Annotated in this window: 15 protein-coding genes; 5 read left to right on the forward strand and 10 right to left on the reverse strand. The window is 31.2% G+C overall.

The window, feature by feature from the left end; all coding sequences use genetic code 11:
• Positions 1 to 60: 60 nt before the first annotated feature.
• Positions 61 to 894, reverse strand: coding sequence for a 3-deoxy-8-phosphooctulonate synthase (gene kdsA, locus Q0998_RS13635; protein WP_299670669.1), 834 nt, complete (start codon positions 892 to 894; stop codon positions 61 to 63).
• A gap of 68 nt (positions 895 to 962) precedes the next feature.
• On the opposite strand from kdsA, the gene Q0998_RS13640 reads away from it, so the two are divergent.
• Together Q0998_RS13640 and Q0998_RS13645 are read left to right on the forward strand one after the other, a co-directional pair.
• Positions 963 to 1,961, forward strand: a complete 999-nt coding sequence (locus Q0998_RS13640; RefSeq protein WP_299670671.1) for a M28 family peptidase — start codon at positions 963 to 965, stop codon at positions 1,959 to 1,961.
• Between the two features lie 12 nt (positions 1,962 to 1,973).
• Positions 1,974 to 2,492, forward strand: coding sequence for a DUF4136 domain-containing protein (locus Q0998_RS13645; protein ID WP_299670673.1), 519 nt, complete (start codon positions 1,974 to 1,976; stop codon positions 2,490 to 2,492).
• A gap of 62 nt (positions 2,493 to 2,554) precedes the next feature.
• Here Q0998_RS13645 and Q0998_RS13650 read toward each other — a convergent pair whose 3' ends face one another.
• The 3 genes from Q0998_RS13650 to Q0998_RS13660 all read right to left on the reverse strand — a co-directional run bounded on the left by Q0998_RS13650 (position 2,555) and on the right by Q0998_RS13660 (position 9,876).
• On the reverse strand, positions 2,555 to 3,001 hold the full coding sequence (locus Q0998_RS13650; RefSeq protein ID WP_299670675.1) for a hypothetical protein: 447 nt from the start codon (positions 2,999 to 3,001) through the stop codon (positions 2,555 to 2,557).
• A gap of 109 nt (positions 3,002 to 3,110) precedes the next feature.
• The gene (locus tag Q0998_RS13655) at positions 3,111 to 3,593 is read right to left on the reverse strand and encodes a hypothetical protein (protein WP_299670677.1); all 483 of its coding nucleotides are present in this window, start codon (positions 3,591 to 3,593) and stop codon (positions 3,111 to 3,113) included.
• A 94-nt stretch (positions 3,594 to 3,687) separates the two neighbouring features.
• Positions 3,688 to 9,876, reverse strand: coding sequence for an MG2 domain-containing protein (locus Q0998_RS13660; RefSeq protein WP_299670679.1), 6,189 nt, complete (start codon positions 9,874 to 9,876; stop codon positions 3,688 to 3,690).
• 170 nt (positions 9,877 to 10,046) lie between these two features.
• Here Q0998_RS13660 and Q0998_RS13665 point away from each other — a divergent pair, with 170 nt between their 5' ends.
• Complete coding sequence (locus tag Q0998_RS13665) at positions 10,047 to 11,408, forward strand: Mur ligase family protein (protein ID WP_299670681.1); 1,362 nt, start codon at positions 10,047 to 10,049, stop codon at positions 11,406 to 11,408.
• Here Q0998_RS13665 and Q0998_RS13670 read toward each other — a convergent pair.
• The 6 genes from Q0998_RS13670 to trkA form a co-directional block, all read right to left on the reverse strand.
• A complete protein-coding gene (locus Q0998_RS13670) occupies positions 11,383 to 12,495 on the reverse strand; it encodes a nucleotidyltransferase family protein (protein WP_299670683.1) in 1,113 nt (370 codons plus the stop codon). The two genes, Q0998_RS13665 and Q0998_RS13670, sit on opposite strands and share 26 nt — an antisense overlap.
• The gene (locus Q0998_RS13675) at positions 12,485 to 13,624 is read right to left on the reverse strand and encodes a hypothetical protein (protein ID WP_299670685.1); all 1,140 of its coding nucleotides are present in this window, start codon (positions 13,622 to 13,624) and stop codon (positions 12,485 to 12,487) included. Before Q0998_RS13675 ends, Q0998_RS13670 begins: the two co-directional genes overlap by 11 nt.
• 90 nt (positions 13,625 to 13,714) lie before the next feature.
• A complete protein-coding gene (locus Q0998_RS13680; protein WP_299670687.1) occupies positions 13,715 to 13,882 on the reverse strand; it encodes a hypothetical protein in 168 nt (55 codons plus the stop codon).
• Positions 13,883 to 13,909: 27 nt separating this feature from the next.
• Complete coding sequence (locus tag Q0998_RS13685) at positions 13,910 to 16,129, reverse strand: T9SS type A sorting domain-containing protein (RefSeq protein WP_299670689.1); 2,220 nt, start codon at positions 16,127 to 16,129, stop codon at positions 13,910 to 13,912.
• Positions 16,130 to 16,491: 362 nt separating this feature from the next.
• A complete protein-coding gene (locus tag Q0998_RS13690) occupies positions 16,492 to 17,991 on the reverse strand; it encodes a potassium transporter TrkG (protein ID WP_299670691.1) in 1,500 nt (499 codons plus the stop codon).
• A gap of 2 nt (positions 17,992 to 17,993) precedes the next feature.
• Positions 17,994 to 19,340: a Trk system potassium transporter TrkA gene (gene trkA / locus Q0998_RS13695; RefSeq protein WP_299670693.1), complete on the reverse strand. Its 1,347-nt coding sequence runs from the start codon at positions 19,338 to 19,340 to the stop codon at positions 17,994 to 17,996.
• A gap of 196 nt (positions 19,341 to 19,536) precedes the next feature.
• Between trkA and radC the strand changes: the two genes are divergently transcribed.
• Both radC and Q0998_RS13705 read left to right on the forward strand, forming a co-directional pair.
• Entirely contained in the window at positions 19,537 to 20,223 is a 687-nt protein-coding gene (radC, locus tag Q0998_RS13700; RefSeq protein ID WP_299670695.1) for a DNA repair protein RadC, read from the forward strand.
• Between the two features lie 103 nt (positions 20,224 to 20,326).
• On the forward strand, positions 20,327 to 21,631 hold the full coding sequence (locus Q0998_RS13705) for a polysaccharide deacetylase family protein (RefSeq protein WP_299670697.1): 1,305 nt from the start codon (positions 20,327 to 20,329) through the stop codon (positions 21,629 to 21,631).

The raw sequence follows: 21,631 nt of genomic DNA on the forward strand, positions 1-21,631 counted from the left end.
TATATCTTGTCCTTCAAATTGTTCCATTATCCTAGTTTTATTGACTTAAATATACGGAAATTAAATGACTAACTCAAATAAATTATTTACAGTTTTTCTAATAGCCACCAAATTAGTTAATAAGCTTTCTAGATTGTCTAAATGCAACATATTTGCACCATCGCTTTTTGCATTAGCAGGATCAAAATGAGTTTCTATAAATAAGCCATCAACGTTGTTTACAATACCAGCTCTTGCAATAGTTTCAATCATTTCTGGTCTTCCACCAGTGACTCCGGCAGCTTGATTTGGTTGTTGTAACGAATGTGTAACATCTAAAATTGTAGGCGCAAATTCACGCATTTCAGGAATTCCTCTAAAATCTACAATCATATCTTGATATCCAAACATGGTTCCTCTATCGGTAATCCATGCTTTATGAGAGCCCACATCTTTTACCTTTTGTACTGCGTGTTTCATTGCAGCTGGACTCATAAATTGGCCTTTCTTTAAATTGACAACCTTTCCTGTTTTTGCAGCAGCTACTACCAAATCTGTTTGGCGCACTAAAAAAGCAGGAATCTGTAAAACATCTACATATTCAGCAGCCTTTTCAGCATCAGAAACTTCATGAATATCTGTAACGGTTGGCACGTTAAAAGTTTCAGAAACTTTGCGCAATATTTTTAATGCTTTTTCATCTCCAATTCCTGTAAAACTATCAATTCTACTTCTATTTGCTTTTTTAAAACTTCCTTTAAAAATATACGGAATGGTTAATTTGTCTGTAATAGTAATTACTTTTTCAGCAATTCTTAACGCCATTTCTTCACTTTCTATAGCGCAAGGTCCCGCCAAGAGAAAAAAGTTGTTTGCGTCTGTATGTTTTATATTTGGAATTTCAGATAAAATCATTTGTGAAAATTTTTAGCAAAAATACGAAATTAAATTCGCTATATTTATGCTTTAAAAACTCAAAAAATATGAAAAAAATAGTCATAGCTATTTTAGCATCTGTAAGTATCATTTCTTGTCATCCTGTTAAAAGTACAGCAACCTCTAATGTCGAAAAAACAGCTTTAAAAGTTGCTACAAATTTAATGTTGATAGATTCTAATACGGTTAGAAAACATTTATACACGTTGGCTTCAGATGCCATGGAAGGAAGAAAATCTGGAACTCCAGGAATAGAAAAAGCAGCTGTTTATATAGAAAATGAGTTTGAAAGGTTAGGCTTGGCTACTTTTGGCGATTTAACAAGTTACAGACAAACGTTTACCTTTAAGAATAGAAGAACAAAAGAAGACATTACTTCTAGTAACATTATTGGTGTTTTAGAAGGAAAGAGTAAAAAAGACGAATATGTTATCGTTTCTGCACATTACGATCATTTAGGAATAAAAAAGAGTGGGGAAGGAGATCTTATTTTTAATGGTGCAAATGATGATGCTTCTGGAGTTACTGGTGTTTTAGCTTTGGCAGAATATTTTAAAAAGGTTGGCCATGAAAGAACTATTGTTTTTGCGGCTTTTACTGCGGAAGAAATGGGGCTAATTGGTTCTACACATTTTGGAAAAGGAATCGATGCCAGTAAATTTGTAGCCGGAATTAATTTAGAAATGATTGGTAAAACGCCAAGTTTTGGCCCTAATACTGCTTGGTTAACGGGTTTTGAACGTTCAGATTTTGGCACAATTATTCAGCAAAATTTAGAAGGAACAGGGTATCAATTATTTCCAGATCCGTACAAGAAATTCAATTTATTTTTTAGATCAGACAATGCTTCTTTGGCAAGATTAGGAGTGCCTTCTCATACGTTTTCTACAACGCCAATAGATGTAGATCCCGATTATCATAAAGTAACAGATGAAGCAGAAACGCTAAACATGACGGTTATTACACAAACCATTCAAGCTGTTGCAAAAGGAACAGAAAGCATTATAAACGGAAAAGATACACCAACAAGAGTTATAATTAAATAAAAAATAGTTGTTATGAGTAATTTTAGATTTATTTTTTTGCTCTTATTTATCAGTTGTTCAACTTCTAAAGTAATTACTGATTATGATGCGAAAGAAGATTTTTCGAAATTTAAAACCTTTGATTTCTACGAAGATAATGGTGAGAATTTAAATGAATTAGATGTAAACAGAATTTCAGATATTATTTTTAACAAGCTTATAGAAACAGGATTTTTACAAAATTCAGCTCCAGATTTTTTTATCTTTTTTGACACAAATACTGCTGAAGCTCAAAATAATAATAGCATCGGAATTGGTGTTGGTTCTGGAGGTAGAAACGGTGGAATAGGAATTTCTGGAGGAATACCTATTGGAGGTAAAAAATTGAACGAAGAATTAATTATTAAGTTTATTGAAGCCAAAACTAATGATTTGTTTTGGGAAGGTTCTTTAAATTCAGTGATTAAAGAAAAAAGAACACCAGAACAAAAAGAACTGCATTTAAAAGAAGTGGTTCAAAAAATTTTAAAAGAGTTTCCTCCAAAAGGATAAAAAATAAAATCTCCTAAAAATTCATTTTTAGAAGATTTTATTTACTGTTGTAAAATTAAAGATTAAAATTGGTACCTAACAGACAAACCTAAATCAGAATTCAATCCATCTAAATTACCCGTAATTCCAATTTCTGGTCTGTAATCAATAGAAATCATTAAAGGAATATCAAAACTATACTCAATACCAATAACACCAGAAGCGAAAAGAGAAGTTCTGTTGGCATCATAAATTCCTCCTCCTGCACCCGCAAACCAATTGAATTTATCTTCTAAATTCCAAACCCATTGATACAAACCGGTAAGCTTCACATCGCTAAAAGCATCTCTTAAACCAAGATTTACTTCTAAACGGTTATTCTCTTTTAACTTTCTTTGATAGGATATTTCAGAACCAAAACCATCATTGCTTCCTAAACGCAAACCAATTGCATTGTCTGAAATTTCTTGTGCGTTTGATGAAAATATTGCCGCAAAAATAAAACTACATACTATTAATACTTTTTTCATGTTTTTTATTTTCAAAGGTATATTATTTTCAATCATTAAGAATAAATTATTAAAAAAAAATCCTCTAAAAATTAATTTAGAGGATTCCTTAAACAGTTAATATTGGGTTTTAGAATTGGTATCTAATACTAAAAGCTATATCATTATCGTAATCATTAAAGTTACTTCCAAAACCGTATTCTGGTCTTAAATCTAACGAAAGTAAAATAGGAGCACTTGGAAAATTGTATTCAATTCCAATATCACCAGCTGCAAAAACAAATGTTTCAGAAAAATCACTGTTATCATTTTTGCTACTGTAGTTTCCTAAACCACCACCAACACCTGCGTACCAGTTAAAACCTCCATCAATGTTCCAAACCCACTGATAAATACCAGTAGCTTTAAAACCATCGTAGTTATTGTTGTCTCTTAGACCTAAATCAATTTCTAATCTGTTGTTGTCGCCTAAAGCTCTTTGGTAAGAAATTTCTCCTCCAAAACCATCATTGTCGCCTAAACGTAAACCAATAGCATTTTTAGAAATACTTTGGGCGTTTGCTGAAAATGCGCCCGCTACTAAAAGACCGATAATTAAAAATGTTTTTTTCATAATATTATATTTAATTTGATTGAATGGCGAAGTTAGAACTATTATGTTAGCTTAATGGTCTCATTCAAATGATATATTGATACAAACGAAATTTTTAATTATTTATTTTAAGACGAATTCCTTTTGAATGGCTGCTAAATTCTGGAGCATACATACTTTGTATTGTTGTAATTCCATTGCTAAAATTACCCGCATTGTTTACCCGAACATCATATTCAAAAGCATAGACTCCTTTTGGCAAACGATCAAAAAAGAAATTGGTGGCTGCATCTTTTGTACTTTCATAATACCCCAAATTGTCTTGCCATTTGTATCTAGAAAGCACGTTAATTGGTTCTACACCAGAAGCTCTCATGTCTTTCATGTGAATAAATTCTAGATCTCTGTCTGAATGCAATGCTATTCTTATGGTGATTAAGTCTCCTACTTTTAAATTTGTTGTACTATTGATTTCTTTTAATTCTTTTCCGGTGTCAGAATTTACTTTTAAGAAGAGTTTTTTATTTAGTTTTAGTGGCGTTTTAGCCGAAGTAATTTTATCTAAATCTTCAAAATACTGCCAATACAAACCTCCCCAAGCAATACCATCCCCTTTTTTATTGATGGTAACTTCACTCATATTAGGAATAATTTCATTGCCATTCCAAGAAGTTTTAAAATAACCTGTACCAGCTTCAACTTTTACATTTTCCATTGCTGTTGGATTGATCTTTTTATCACCAATCGTAATATCTACCATTTCGGTAATAGAAACCCAATTACTACCATTTAATAGCAATGCATATACTGCTTCAGTAGTTGCTTTTGTTGTTTTCCATCGGTTTGTCTGTTTATTTTTTAAAAGCCAAATCTTAAGGTTATCAATCGTTTCTAGCTTGTCCTGATGAATATCAGCCTCTAAAATTTCAGAGAAAACCTCAATCATTAATGCTTGAGTTTCTACAGGAGCTTGATAATAATAATAACCAGCAGTATTAGACTTCCAGTACATTCCTAATTCATCTGAAGTAATGCTATTTTCTTTTAAAGATTTTAAAATCTTGTTGGCAACTGCTTTTTTATCATTTCTAAAAAGGGATAAAGCTATTTGTCCTTTCGCATAGATGTTATAATCATTCCAGTATTTTTGAGATTGATTTTGATAGTAAGAGATTGCCGTTTTAGTTTTATCATTTTTAGAAATAGCATCATAAAAACTACGCATGTATAGATACTGAATGGTAAAATAATTCAAATGATTTTTAGCTAAATAGTCTTCGTATTTTTTATTTCCTTTTTCTGCTTTTATTTTTGACGCATTTTGAAGGATTTTTTGATATTGAGTTACTATTTCTTTATCTAAATATTTTACCGCTTTTTCAAGCATTGTTTTTGTCGTTTGATCAAATTCTGAAACCCCTAATTTTTGTAAATGACCAAAGCCAGTTGCAATGTGTTGGGTAATAAAGTTGTTTTCATATCTACCACCTTTAAACCAAGAAAATCCACCAGAATTCATCTGAATATTTTTTAATTTATGAATGGCTTTCTGCTGTTCATTTTTCATTTTATTCAAATCGAACAGTAAGGCAATTCTCTTTTTTTGCTCAGTTTCAGACTGTGCATCTCTTAACCAAGGAGTTTCTTGAATAATCAGTGATTTTAATTCCTGATTTTTTTCTAAATTGGAAAGTAATGCATCAGAAGATTTCCAAGCATTAAATACTCCCTGAATTCGAGGATTTGAATTGGCGACAAAACTTGCCAAGGTATTGGCATAATATCTAGCAAATATTTGCTCTGAACATTCATAAGGATATTCCATCAAATAAGGCAAAGATTGAATGGCGTACCAAACAGGATTTGACGTCATTTCTAATGTCAACTTATGATTTTTTAGCGTTGAAGAACTGTTTTGCTTCAATTTATCTAAAGTAAAAGTTTTTGTTTGATTCGAACGAACCCACATTGGCAATGTTTCTGTAACCAACATTCTATTAGATAATACAGGTAAGACATTTTGTTCTCCGTCAGAAAAATCACCTGCTTTCGCCACAATTTTATATTGAACTGCTTGCACAGTTTCTGGAATTGATAAACTCCAAGAAACGTTTGCATTTCCATCTTTATCAACAGAAAAGCCCACTCTGTCAGTTCCTGACATCTCTCCCAAAGGGAGAGAACCACTCTTGCTTAATAAGTTTTGCGTGATTTCTTTTCCAGAAATAGCATCCGTTAAAATCAATTTTGCAAATCCGCTTAATTGATTGTTTGTTAAATTCGTAATTTTTGCACTTAAAGAAATTGTATCTTTTTCTCTTAAAAAACGTGGTGCATTTGGCACAACCATTAATTCTTTTTGTGTAACCGTCTGTAAAGTCTTTGTAGCCGATTTTAAATCTTTTGTATGTGCCAGTAATTGCAATTTCCATCTGGTTAAAGCTTCAGGCATTGTAAAAGAAAAACTAACTTTTCCGTTTTTATCTGTTCTTAATTGTGGAAAAAAGAAGGCAGTTTCTTGAAAGTTTTTACGAATCTGAACGCCATCGAAAGAAATTTTTTCTTGTTCTTTTTCCTTTCCATATCCAACTACAACAATTTCATCTAAAGAATCTGCTGCATCTACTTCAGGAGACACTAAAGAAGACTCTTCCATTTCATCTGAGACCATTTGAACCCGCTCTGCTTGTCCATTAGATACTTTAGAAATCCTTGAATTTCCTCTTAAATAGAGTTGTTGATTTCTTCCAAATTGAAATCCATACCAGTTATAATTAGGATATTTTACAGATGGAAATTCATTATAATTGCTACGATTATTAACCATTTGAAACCTATTTGTTCCAAAACTCTGTTTGGCAGTGCTGGTTTCATAAGAATAGTAAGTTCTTTTTTTTGAAATAGGATTGAATTGCCAATTATGAGGTCTAAATTCGTCTAAAGAAGCATCATACATAGAAGCCAACATTTCAGCAGCCATGGTATCTTTTTCATCATTTTTTATGGTGAAACTCCATTTTTCTTCTGCGCCGGGTTGTAGCTTGTCTCTAAAAATATTGGTTTCTATTGCTATGGGTGAAAGTTGTTTTTCAATAACTTTTACGAATAGACTTCCGCTTTTAAAATCATTAAAATTCACATAATGATATTTTACTGCAAAACCACCAAGATCTTCTTTGTTTACAGGAATTTTAATCGTTTTTGTAGAATTGTTTAATTTTAACAAACGCGTTTCAATAATTGTATGATTTTTTTCTATTTGAACAACAACCGTCATGTCTTTCGAAGCAGAACCAACTTGAAGTTCAACAATGTCTCCAACTTTATAGTTTGTTTTATTGGTATTAATTACAAACAATTTATTGTCAGCAACTTGTTCTCCTTTTGTTGAATAGAGGCTGAACCTTTTCTCATCTTTTACTGCTTGTCCGAATGTATCCTCACTTTCTAATATAGCAATGTATTTTCCTAAAGGCCAGTTTTTGGTATTTTCAAGCTGAATTTCTTTGGAAACTTTTGTGTCGAACTTTTTAGAAAACACCAATTGCCCTTTTTTCCAGGTATTGGCGTCTTCTTCATGCTTTAAATAGGCATCATTAGGAAACAATCTTCTGAATTCACGTTCAGAAATATCTTGGTAATCTGGCGCATTCCAAGGGCTATCTCTTAATGGATTTTGAGGTGCTAATAACTTGTAAATTTTCACAATTCCTTTAGCAGGAACAAATTCGCCATTTAAGTTTTTTGTTTCAACTTTTATGGTGGTTTCTTTTTCGTTTTTTGCTATTTTTTCATCCATAGCAATGGTTGCCACTAAAGAATGATACCCAACTTTTACAATAGTTGTAGCGCTTCTTGTTTCTCCATTGACATCTGTTACGTCTGCTGTAACTTCATAGGTAAAAATTGGTAGGTTTTCTTTGGAAACTGTTTTATCAGGAATTGCTTTAAATAGGATTTCGAATTCACCTTTAGCATTTGTAGTACTTTCTCCGTTTGTGATTTCTTGCGAACTCGAGTTGTAAATAGGTCTTCGCCAAGAATACCAAGCAGGATATTGTACCTTTCGATGTACGCGGTAAACCACATTCGCATCTGTGATATTGGCGCCAGAAAAAGATTTTGCAAACCCTTTTACCAATACAGAATCGTTTAGTTTGATACTTTCTGTAATGGGTTTGAATTCGGTTTTAAATTTGGGTCTCTTGTATTCTTCGACAGCAATTATGGCAGAATTCCCATAATCGAATTTATAATTGTATTTGCTTTTTCTTGCTGAACTTTTATTAATTTCAACTGAAAAATTACCTGTTAAACCATTGTTTGGAATGATGAATTCGCCAGAAATTGAGCCAAATTCATTTAATTTTAAATGCAAGGTTTTTACAACTTGATTGTTTACGTCTTTTAAAACAACCTCAACAAATTCATCTATAAATATTGCTGAATTTTCTCCTAGTTTTTTAAGAACTATTGCCTTAAAATAAACAGTTTGCCCGGGTCTGTAAATACTTCTATCTGTAAAAATAAACGGTTTTAGGTAAGAGCGCTCTTTTTGAATATTGTTTTGTTTCTCATTTTTTCTTAAAAATTGATTTCCGAACTTAGCAACATCATTTTTTGTTTTTACTGAAAATGTCACATTCTGAAAATAATTGTAGCTCTTATAAGTTGCAAAACCATTTTTATTGGTAATTAATTTTTTATTGATATAACCACCTCTTTGTTTTTGCTTGTTTTGAAGATGAATTTCGGCATTCTTAATAGGCGCTCCATTCACTCGATCAACAATTTGATAGTTGTGAATGTTATTAAACGTATTGTGAATTAATGCTAAGTTGGTTGCTTGAAATGGAGTTGCTCCAAAAATGATATTTTTATCCAGACTTGCTGTTTCTGAAGCTAGAATAAGATACATTCCATTGTCAAACTTAGGGACAATGACTTCTGTAGTGTGAGATAGATAATCGTTTTCATTTCTTAAGGTCTCATTCCACTTTTTAACAATTTCAAACTTGTTTATAAACTTAATTTTTTCTTCAACTTTATAAATTTTCTGATAGTTTTCTAGTTGTGCTTCTGTGATTTTAAAAGCTTTAAAAAATAATTTATCAATATTTTTATAGGAGATTAATAATCTCGAATGGGTTTGAATAGGAACGTAATGTTCTGCTTGAATAGAAAGTCTTTTTTCTTTAATCTTCGCTTTTAAAACGGTACATTTTTTTGCTCCTAAACTTTTTGGGTATTTTGTGATAATTTCATTACAAATTTCTAAAGCTTCTCTATTTTTAAATTGCGCTGTTTTATCTTTTGAATCTTTGTAAGATTCTGCTTTTTCTTTACATATTTTCGCTATTTCAAATGCGTACAAAGCTACAGATTCGTGTTTTTTATGAGCCTCTTTTGAATCTTGTAAGGTTTCTAAATAGCGTGCTGCTTTGTTTTCAAAAATGGCGTTTTTTCTAACAAATTGAAGTCTTTCAATATCTATCGCTGCCAATGCATTTTTGTTGTCTTCTTTTAAATGAAAAGCAATGACTTTTTGATAGGTTTTTAAAGCATTCAACTGTAACGATAAACTGTCTTTTGAGGTAATTTTTAAAGTTGAAAATATTTGAGCATCGCATAAAAAATCAGAATTATCAATAGTGAATTTATAAGAAGGTCTTGTAATTGATGTTTCTGAAGATTTGTAAAATTTTAAAGCATTATTTGCTAGAAAATCATACAATGTTGGGCTGTAAATTTTGCTGTTTTTTTCAAGCTGTAGAATTTCAGAAAATTCGCCAATATTTATTTTTTGAAGTTTTTGTTCGTCTTTTAAAGATGTTTTAAAATGAAGATGAATTTCTTTAAAAAGTGTATTTAAATCCCACGTTCTAAAGTCTTGTGCTGAGCTTGATGAAGTATTTTCTAATGAAGTTCTGTTGTAAAATTTGTACCTGTTTTGATTAAAGTATTGCCAGTATAAGTTGGCCAATACATTTTCCAATACATTTTTTGTTGGAAATTCGCTTTCCGAAATATGTTTTTTAAATGAAGAAATTATCTTTAACTGCGCATCTTCTTCCAATGTTAAAGAAAATTTACTTTTATAAAAAAGTGATTTTATCAACTGTGGAGTGTTGTTTTCATTTGTTGCTTTTGTATAAATATCCTCAACAATTTTTAAGGCAGATTTTGGTAAATTATCAACTTCTAATTTCTCCACTTTTTTCCAAAGTGTATCAAAGTTGTTTTGAGAATTTGTTGTTAAAGAAAACAACATCATTACAAGAATTGCTAATATTGTATTTTTCATAATCAATAGATTTAATTTTCAAAGCACGGATAAAATAATTTAAAAATCAAACGAAACTTCGTAAACACAACTTTTGGATGCGTAAAACTGAATTTTAGCTGAGTTTAATTCTAAAGATACTTTATATTGTTTAAAGCTTTTGTATTTTTACTTTTTTTAAATTTTGTTAAATGAACATTCATTTTATTGCTATTGGTGGTAGCGCAATGCACAATTTAGCAATTGCTTTATACCAAAAAGGATACCAAGTTTCTGGGAGTGATGATACCATCCATAATCCGTCAAAATCTCGTTTAGAAAAAAGAGGTTTGTTACCCAAAGAATTTGGCTGGTTTCCAGAGAAAATATCAACTGAATTGGATGTCATTATTTTGGGAATGCATGCTAAAAAAGACAATCCTGAATTGTTAAAAGCACAAGAATTAGGGTTGAAAATTTACTCATATCCTGAATTTTTATACGAACAATCTAAAAATAAAACACGTGTTGTAATTGGTGGTTCTCATGGAAAAACAACAATAACTTCTATGATTTTGCATGTGTTGAACTATCATGAAAAAGAAGTAGATTATATGGTTGGCGCACAATTAGAAGGTTTTGAGACCATGGTGCATCTAACAGAAGAAAACGATTTTATTGTTTTAGAAGGTGATGAGTATTTGAGCTCTCCTATAGATATGCGTCCGAAATTTCATCTCTACAAACCAAATATTGCGTTGCTAAGCGGTATTGCTTGGGATCATATCAACGTTTTTCCAACTTTTGAAAACTATACAGACCAGTTTAGAATTTTTACAGATTCCATGATTAACGGCGGTAGTATGGTGTATAATGAAGAAGATCAAGTTGTGAAAGAGGTGGTAACATCTTCTGTAAATCATATTAAAAAATACCCATACCAAACTCCGAATCATTTTATAGAAAACGGAATTACCTATTTAGAAACACCTGAAGGAGATTTGCCTTTAGAAATTTTTGGAAAACACAACCTTCAAAATTTAGCTGGTGCCAAATGGATTTGTCAGCATATGGGAATTGATGAAGATGATTTTTATGAAGCCATTGCCAATTTCTCTGGTGCAAGTAAACGTTTAGAAAAGATTGCTGAAAATGAATCTACCGTTGTTTTTAAAGATTTTGCTCATTCTCCAAGTAAAGTAGAAGCAACAACAAATGCTGTAAAAAATCAATACGCCAAAAGAACTGTGTTGGCTTGTTTAGAATTGCATACCTATTCTAGTTTAAATGCCGAATTTCTAGCAGAATATAAAGGTGCTTTAGATACTGCAGATAAAGCTGTGGTTTTTTATTCGCCTTATGCTGTAGAAATTAAACAATTAGAGGAAGTAACAGAAGCACAGATTGTCAAGGCTTTTGATAGAGAAGATTTGATTTTTTATACAAATCCGCAAGAATTTAAAGAATTTTTATTCAAACAAAATTTAGCAAATACAGCACTCTTATTAATGAGTTCTGGTAATTATGGTGGCTTAGATTTTGAAGAAGTTAAGAATTTGGTGTCGGTTTTTTAATTCCTAGTTGAATTAATTTTTCTTTTTGCCAATTTTTATCTGAAATTCTTTTGAACACCCAAGTTCTATAATCTTTGTGAAACAAAGATTTATAGATGATAGACATTCTTTTTTTTATAAAAAGTTCTTTAGTTTTAAGATTGGTTTTAGTTTTTCTTTTAGATTCGTTGGTAAGGAAAAGATAAAAAGTGTTTATATATTCCTTTGTGTCAGTTGTTTCTTCATAGGCTAAAGAATTAATGCCCCCAAAAACTTCATAACAAATTGCTAAAAAACAATTCAACGGATTTTTTAAGGTATTAAATTTTGAGAATGCGTTTTTTGTATTTGCTTTTTTAGATAATAGAAAAACGTCGTAGGCATTTCTTAATGCGATGTTTTTAAAATGAAAACCATCATCATTAATCTGTTTCGCAATGATTGATAATGATAATTGATTTTCAAAACTCATTACTGAGATTTCATGAATCTTTTGACAATCTGTTATTATAAAATCATAGTTAAACTCCTGCGCATATTTTTCTATTAATAATTCTTTATGAATTTCTACGGCAGCGATTCTGTGCGCTTTATGCAATCTAGAGTAATGTTTGAATTGAGGAAAATCATATTTTTCTTCAACAACTTTAGTATATTTATCTAACGTTAAAACTTCAATTGCTTTAGGGTAATCTTCTTTTGAAAAAATAAAATCAATATCTCCCACCATTCTTTCTGCGATATCTTCATACAACCCTTCTAATAAATTGCCAGTTCCTTTTAAAAATATGGGTGTGATATGATGATCTAGTAAAAGTTGATGGAGTTCTTTTGCTTGCTGAATAATTTGCTCATTTCTTACGCGATTTAGATCGGTAATGTGTTTCATATATGCTACCAAATCTTCTGGAAGATATTGCAGAAAATGAGCACGTTTTAGATTACAGTACAAAGCAGGAAACACATAATGCCCAGTACTTACTTTTACAACAGCATCCCAGTCTATTTTAGTTGTTTTCAGTTGTATCTCAATTTCTAATCTGTTTTTTTCTTCCAAAGAAATGGTCAAACACTTTGCGACAAAGAATAGGGTTTCTTTATAATTCATTTTTAAAAATTTTAGAAACAGTAGCAATCATTTTTTTATTCTCTGAATAGGTAATTTGATAACAATTTAAATTCGCAAACCAATCTAAAAATAATTGTGCATTTTCTTTACTAGGAGACAGCCAAGAATCTGGAACTAATTGTTGAAATGCGTCAATTTTCGATATTTTTGTTGCTTGCAAATCAGCCTCTTTTTTATACTTGATAAACACTAAATCTTTACAAGGCAAATGAGCATTAAAATTTGTATTGTTCGGTTTTAAATATCGAACAACTTTGTTCAGTCTTTTAAAATGATATTCAGCAGAATTTTTCAGTTCAGGATAGAGTGGAAGTAAGGTTTCTAAGCTATTTTTTTTGATGGAGATGGAAGCGGGAAAACTAAATACTTCTTTCTTTTCAGCATCAATGGGTACAAAATCATCTGCCAAACAAGTAAAACCGTGGGCTTGTAATAATGCCAAGGAAGTACTTTTTCCGTTACCAGAATCTCCTAAGAATAAAATAGATTTTTCTCCATTAGAAACTGCGGAAGCATGAAAAACGCCCATCCATTTATTTTCTTTTTTTTGATGAATCTTCTGAATCAATTCCATAGAAAATTTTCCTTGAAAAAAGTGAATTTCATTTTTACTCCAAGCACCAATAAAATTTTTATCCACATAAAAAAAGATGAAGTTATGATTTAAAAATATCGTAAAAGTATGGGTTGCTTTACTTTTATCATCGACCTCTAAATGCGCAAATTTTGGATGCACTAAATACAATTCATATTCAGAAGAAAATTCAACTTTAAAAATCTTTTTATTGATCTTATAATATTTTATAAATTCAAATTTTTTTGGCTTTTTTACGTCTCGATAATCGTTAATAACATTTAACTTTTTACTAGACTTAGGAGCATAGATTTTTTTTTCTAAATCTAAAATAAAATCAATTGTTTTCTCTAAAGGAACCGCTAGCTTTTTAGCCAAAGCCGTTGCTATTTCCTTTACAGAAATTCCTTTATGCAATCTTTTTAAAATATCGGCCGTAATATTTTCTAAAACGAGGTATTCGTTACTATTTTCAAACCAAACAATAGTTTTGTCTTCTATGGGTTTGTATAAAAAATGAGATTTTTTTTTCATAAAAAATAAAAGTAAGTATTTTCTAGAGCTTTTAAAACAAAAAACGTCTCAAAAAAAATGAGACGTTTTATAAAATGTAGTTAGCGTGTATTAAAATCCTGTTCCTGGAACTTCAAGACTTTGTGCCTGTGCTTTTTTAGGATGTAATATGAAGTAAGTTCCTAATGCTGTTAAAGCAGCATATTTACTGTGTTCTTTTATTTTTTTCAGTGCCTCTTTACGAGAAATTTGTTTGTTATTATCAATTTGCTTTTTCATTTTTTATGTTTTGAGTTATCATAACAATTATTCAAGAATGATTTTCTTATTTAAGTAACCGTTGTCAGTTTCTAACCTAACAAAATAAATACCTTTAGTTAATTTAGGTAATGAAATGTCTTGTACTTTGTTTGATGTAAAAGATGCATTCAACATTTGTTTCCCAAGAATATTAAAGAGTTTTAGTTTCGACCGTTTTTGCGATAAACCAACAACTCTTAATGTGGAATTGTCTTTTTTATAAATGCTTACATTCTCTAAATAATTAGTATCAATATTTAATACACTTTCTGTTGTATGCAAATAGAATCTTCCAATCCCATTCATAGGTTCAGATAGCGTAATTTTGTAATTATTATTTGCTACGTCTAATCTAGTAAATGTATGGGTAAGTCTGTCTTCTAGGTAGACCTTAATTTTAGATGGCAAACTAGATGCGTGAGCGGTAAAAGTAATTTTTTTTCCTCCATCAGCATTTATTCCAATAGGAATCATCATGTTTTCATGGTTTGAATTTGGTAAAGATTGTATTTGAAAATTATCTCCTTTGCTATCAGAAATTAAATGCGTATACAATGCAAAGGGTTGAGGAAATCCACCAAATAATTTACCATCGTATCCATTATCAAACCCTGTAGTAGTCATATTTATATAATAAATATCTGTATATCTTGATGAAGTATTATCGCTCATGTATAGCGTAATTTTTGGGATAGTTGTATTAGCCGTTTTTTGAAAAGTACCAATAGTTTCATGAGATTGTATGGCTTTTGTAAAGGTTACATTATTGGTTGAGTTCGCTTCTACAAAAAAACCTTGACCAGGAGCGACTTTAAAAGAAATTCCAGAGACCTTTGTATCATATTGGCTTGATGCTTGATTCCAAATATATATTTCTTCCTGAACTAATTCAGCGGTATTAGATTTTAAAAAAAAGCCACTATTGATAAAAGCAGTGTAAGGGTTTCCCAAAAGATTATAATTATTACCATTAACACCTCCTTGAGTTAATCCAATAGAAACATCTGTATCATTTATAGTACCTGTGTAAGAAATATTTCCAGTTGTAGCCAATTTAGCTGTATATCCTTTACCATTTATTAATAGATCATTAGAAGAAGTTGTAAAATAAGCCCACCTATTATTAGGATCAGCTTGAGAATTGTCATAAGGTGCAAAACCAATTCTACCACCACTGGTACCAGGAGCAAAATCGTTATTTGCTCTCATATCTGTCATGATTTCTCCACTCACTGGCGGTGATACAGAATACCAATTTGTGGTTGCTAAATTTCTTTTGTAGGTAACATTTCCTGATGAAGTACCCGAAACAATTAAAGTACCTCCTGAATTAATTGTTAGACCTTCAGTTTCAGTAATAGTTAAATTTCCAACACTTGCTGCCGTATTAGAACCAATTACTGGGGCTTTTGCAAGATCTGGTATTGTTACGTTAAATCCGTAAGAAGGTACAGCATCACTCCAATTAGCTGTATTGGACCAAGAAGAATCTGTAGCGCCATTCCAAGTTGTAGTAATACAAATGGGTGCCTTATAATTTGCATTGGTATTGTTTGTATTATAATTTGATTCTGTAGCTAGTGAAGTTCTTAATGCTGTAATGTCATTTACCGAAGTTACATTGCAATTGTATTGTAAATTATCATCTTCTGTGACACCTTTAAATGAAATAGCATTGGTGCCGTCTATTAAGCCTGTTGGTATGCCAGTAGTCTTATTGCTACCTGTAGCATCAGAAACCCAATCGTTAGCACCTGTATTAAAAGCCCAAATAAACTGAGTTACTTCCGTTCCATCATCTGGCTTTGCAGTACCTTGATAGATAATTATTGAGTCAGAAGAAGCTAATGTTGACCATGTGCCATATTTAATAATAGTTCCCTCACTAACCTTTAGAGTTGCATTCAACTTTGGAGTTGTAACTTGTATCTGTGCACCAACCCTCATTGCTGAAGAACTGGTCCACTCTAAAGTACCTTGATTTGTATTGCCCCATGTTGGTGCTGCACCACCACCATTAGCATCATCATCCCATCCATTTTCTGTTAAGTAAATTTTTGTATTTGCAGTAATATCTTTTAATAAAATAAAACTGATTTCATCATTCGTATCAGCATTAAACGATGTAATGGCAACGTCACCAGCAGAAAGAATAGTTTGCGCCCAAGCTTTGTTAAATCCTATTATTAAAAACAATAAAAGAATTAAAATGGTATGTTTTTTCATAATAATTTAAATTTAGAGCTTAAATATATAAATTTTTTTTTATTTAACCACTGTTTATCAGTTGTTTATGTAAAAAAAAGATATTTAATTTTAGGATATAAAAATTGTGAACTGATAATTTTAATCTTTATAATTCTCCGATGGCTCTGCGGGGTTTCCGATCATACCTTCTCTTGGGGGGAAGTCGGAATTGTGAAAAAGCAATTCTGGGTGGGGCAAAATATAAAATTTCGGTTTTTGGCTCCGAGGTTAAAATGAAACCGGCACAATAGTTCTGCTGAGCTCATCGAAGTGCCTCTACGGCTCTGCGAGGATAGTCGGTTTCAAGAAATTTTTTATTAAATTGAAGAAATAGAAATTATTTAATTTTTACGCCAAAAGAAAGGTGTAAATAAGATCAATACCGTAAAAAGTTCTAAACGCCCAATTAGCATTAAAAAAGAACAAAACCATTTTGCCCCATTTGATAAATGTGCAAAATTATCTATAGGACTTACAGAGCCAATTGCGGGGCCAATATTCCCTAAAGACGAAGCTGCAGCACCCAAAGCAGATAAAAAATCTAAACCCAATAATGTTAGTATTACAGAAGAAATAACAAAAATGAGCATGTAAATAATAAAGAAAGACAAAATACTAAAGACAATATTTTTATCAACAGACTGCCCGTCATATCGAACAGGGATAATGGCATTTGGGTGTAATGCTTTTTTAAACTCTAAAAAACTATTCTTTAACATCACTATATGTCTAACAACTTTTACACCACCACTCGTAGAACCCGCAGAACCTCCCGTAAAAAATAAAGCAAAGAAAATACCTGTTGCAAAGAAATTCCACATTGTAAAATCTGCAGATACAAAACCTGTAGTAGTTACCACAGAAGTAACCATAAAAAGCGAGTGTCTGATAGCGCTTTCAGTTTTGCCAAATATTTCTGGATGTGCTAAAACAGATGCTAAGTTCGGGTCTTGAAAAAAGAGAATAATTACTGAAACCAGTGCCGAAATTCCTAAAATTCCAAACATATAGTATTTAAATTCTTCACTTTTAAACACCTTTTGAACTTTGCCTTTCAATGCAAAATAAGTGAGTACAAAATTGGTGCCTGCAATAAACATAAAGACAATTATAATGTATTGTATCAATGGTTTACCGTTGTAAAATGCAATACTGTCAGATTTTGTGGAAAAACCACCTGTGCTCATGGTTGCCATTGCATGATTGATAGCGTCGAACCAAGTCATACCTGCAAATTTTAGCAAGAAAAATTCGGCTAAAGTTAAAGCAACATAAATTAAATACAATCTTTTGGCAGTGTCTGTAATTCTTGGATGTAATTTATCTGCGGAAGGTCCTGGTGCTTCTGCCATAAATAGCTGCATGCCTCCAATTCCTAGAAGCGGCAAAATAGCAATGGTTAAAACAATAATTCCCATACCACCAATCCAGTGCGTTGCACTTCGCCAAAACAAAATTCCTTTTGGCATATTGTCGATATCTGTTAAAATTGATGATCCTGTAGTGGAGTAGCCAGAAATAGTTTCAAAAAAAGCATCTGAAATATTTGGAATTGCACCAGAGAGTAGATACGGTAACATTCCTGTAAAAGAAAGTGTTAGCCAACCTAAGGTTACAATTAAATAACCTTCTTTCTTTTGAATGTTTGTGTTTAATGGTTTGTTTAAGAAATAAAATAGAATTCCAATAAATATGGTAATGATACCAGCATTTAAAATTCCCCATTTTTGGGGTTCATCATAATACAGACTAAAGGGAAATGCCACAAACATAAACAAGCCATTTAGAATAGCCGTAATGCCTAAAAAACGATAAATTATTTTTGTGTTTAAAGTCCCCATTTTTATCTAAATAGACTTTCTACGGTATGAATTGCTTCAGGAAGACAAAAGACAATTACTTTATCTCCGTCTTGTATTTGCATTTCTCCAAAAGACATTAAAGGTTTTTCGTCTCTAATGATTCCACCAAAAACAGCTTCTCTTGGGAAATTTAAATCTTTAATTGGTTTCTCGGTTACTTTTGCATTCGGTCTTACTTCAAACTCAAAAACTTCAGCATCTATGTTATGTAAATTTGCTAACGCTAATATTTCACCTTTTCTAATATGTCTAAAAATATTACTTGCAGCAATTAATTTTTTATTAATCAGAGATTCAATTCCAATGGTTTGAGAGATATCTATATAATCCATATTTTCTACCAAAGCAATGGTTTTTTTAACACCTTTAGATTTGGCTACCAAACAAGACATGATATTGGTTTCAGAGTTGCCCGTTACAGCAATAAATGCATCTGTTTCTCTAATATTTTCTTCTTCTAATAGTTCCAGATCTCTTCCGTCTCCATTGATGACCAACACATTTTCTAAATCTTCTGCAAGATTTTCTGCTTTTTCTTTATCTTTTTCAATCAACTTAACTTGAAAATTATTTTGGCATAAATTTCTTGCAGTTTTTTCGCCAATACTACTTCCACCAAGAATAATTACGTTTTTTATATCGATTTTCTTCTTACCAATAATAGGGTACAAGTCTTTTATACTATAACTTGGTACAGAAAAATAAACTTGGTCATTTAATTGATACGTAGTATCTCCTCTAGGAATAATGGTTTGAGAAACGTTTTCTCTTTTAATTGCAATGGTTATAAAATCGATGTTTTTAAATTTTTGCTTCGCTTCTTTTACCGTTAAATCTACCAAAGGCGATTTATAGGTTAAAGAGGTTCCCATAATATTAAAAAGACCACTTTCAAATTCAACAGTATCGTTAAAAGAAGATTGATTTAACAACATTTTAATTTCATTCGCCGCTAATTCTTGCGGAGAAATCATAAAATCTAAACCAAATTGTTTAAAATCTACTTCGCATTCATTTAAAAATTCTGGATTGTCTATGCGAGCAATTGTTTTTTTAACTCCTAAAGATTTACCAATTACAGCAATTGTAAAATTAGTATTTTGGCTTTCTGTTACTGCAATTAGCAAATCTGCAGAATCAATACCAATTTCTTTTAAAAGCTTTATAGAAGTTGCATCTCCTTTTTTAGTAATAACATCTAAATGACTGTTGAGATAATTTAACTTATCGCCATCAAAATCTATAATGTAAGTGTCTTGAGATTCGTAGGAAAGTAGTTTTGCTAAATGAAAGCCAACATCTCCAGCACCTGCTATAATAATCTTCATATAAAATATATAGAATATAAAGTGCAAAGATACGAAAGTCTTGAAACTGTTTTTTTAAAAATTGAGATTCTTTTTTACAGTGGAAAATGGGTAGGTATTTCAATTAAAATTTATTAAACATCAAAGTTTAAATAATTTACAACAGCTTTTGAAAATACATTTAGGTTTCTATTTTGTACTTTTATAAAAAAAATATATGGAGAAACTAACTATTAAATCTTGGGCATTAGATGACAGACCTAGAGAAAAATTAGTTTCAAAGGGAAAAACAACACTCTCTGATGCTGAGCTAATTGCCATTTTAATTGGTTCTGGTAATCGAGAGGAAAGTGCTGTTGCGTTGTCTAAACGAATTCTTAAATCTGTAAACGGTAACATCAACGAACTTGCAAAACTTTCCGTAGAAAAATTATCGGAGTTTAAAGGAATTGGAGAAGCCAAAGCTATTGCTATTATTACGGCTTTAGAATTGGGGAAAAGAAGACAGTTAGAAATTGCTTTAGAAAAACCGAAAATTACAAGCAGTAAAGATGTTGCGAATGCAATGCAACCCATTATTGGAGATTTAGCACATGAAGAATTTTGGGTGTTGTTTTTAAACAATTCGAATAAAGTAGTCGCAAAATCTCAAATTAGTAAAGGCGGATTAACAGCCACTATTGTAGACATTCGTTTGCTGTTTAAAAAAGCGTTAGAAATGGCCGCTGTTGCTATTATTGTTTGTCATAATCATCCTTCAGGAAAATTAGAAGCAAGCAGTGCAGACAGAGAACTTACGAAAAAAATAAAAGACGCTGGAACCACTTTAGATATTAAACTCTTAGACCATTTAATTATTACCGAAAAAGCTTATTTTAGCTTTGCGGATGAAGGGTTGCTTTAGCAAGCAACAAGTTGGCAGTATTCAGTAAAACAGTAAAGCAGTTTTAGTTTATAAATGTTTATTGAATACTGCTGACTGAATACTGCTGACTGAATACTGAAATATGATCTTAGTTTATACACATAAAATTACACCAAGAGTTCGTTATATATTTAAACATATCTTAACAAGAACACTTTTAATACCTGTAGGTTTTACTACGAAGGTTGATGAATTTGTAGCACACAATGGTCCTAAATTAACATATACTAAAACTCCGTTAGGAACCGAATTTTTTATAAAAAGCAACAACTTATTATTCGAGCAAGGTGTAAATGATCTAGAGATGAACATTCAAAAATGGGACAGCATTCCTTGTTTTTTTGCAACAGGAAATAAATCTGCCATTCCGTTTGATATTTTTGCGGCAAGTTTCTATTTAATTTCTCGCTATGAAGAATATTTGCCTCATGTAAAAGATACGCATGCACGTTATACAGCAGCACAAAGTCTCGCATTTAAAAACGGTTTTTTAGAAAAACCTGTAGTAGACATTTGGGCATACAAACTATTAGCATCTTTAAAAGAACGATTTCCAAATTACGAATATAAAACAAGAACTTATAACTATATTTCTACGATAGACATAGACAATGCTTTTGCTTATAAATACAAAAACTTTGTAAGATCTTGTGGAGGTTTTCTGAATGACATTTTTAAATTTAGACTGTTAAATATTTGGAACAGACTTGCTGTGTTATTGAATATAAAGAAAGATCCTTTTGATAATTTTCAAAAAATATTAGACATTAAAAAAGCTCAAGATGTTCAAACTATTTTCTTTTGTTCTGTTGGAGATTATACAACTTTCGATACCAATGTTTCTTTCTCTAAAAATAAATATAGACTGTTAGTAAAAGACTTGGTAGATTATGCTAGTGTTGGGCTGCATCCGTCGTATTTTACCATGCAAAATATAGCGATTTTAAAGAAAGAAAAAGAACGTTTAGAAAACATAACAAATACACCCATCATTAGATCTAGGCAACATTACCTGCGCTTTAATTTGCCAGATACCTATCAACAATTAATAGATTTAGAAATAGAAGAAGACTACTCAATGGGCTATGCAAGTAATGTAGGTTTTAGGGCGAGTACCTGTACACCTTTCTATTTTTATGATTTAGATTTTGAAATTCAGACACCATTAAAAATTTTTCCATTTGCTTTGATGGATACTACTTTAAACGATTATCTAAAAATAACACCCAAACAATCTATAGGAAAAATTAGAGATTTAAGAAACGAAGTAAAAGCGGTAAATGGTACTTTTATTACCTTATTCCACAATGAGACTTTAAGCAATTATTTGCGATGGAAAGGTTGGAAACGCTTGTATGAGTCTATGATAAAAATTGCAACTTCTTAG

The sequence above is a fragment of the uncultured Polaribacter sp. genome, assembly GCF_947501385.1.
Taxonomy (GTDB): Bacteria; Bacteroidota; Bacteroidia; order Flavobacteriales; family Flavobacteriaceae; genus Polaribacter.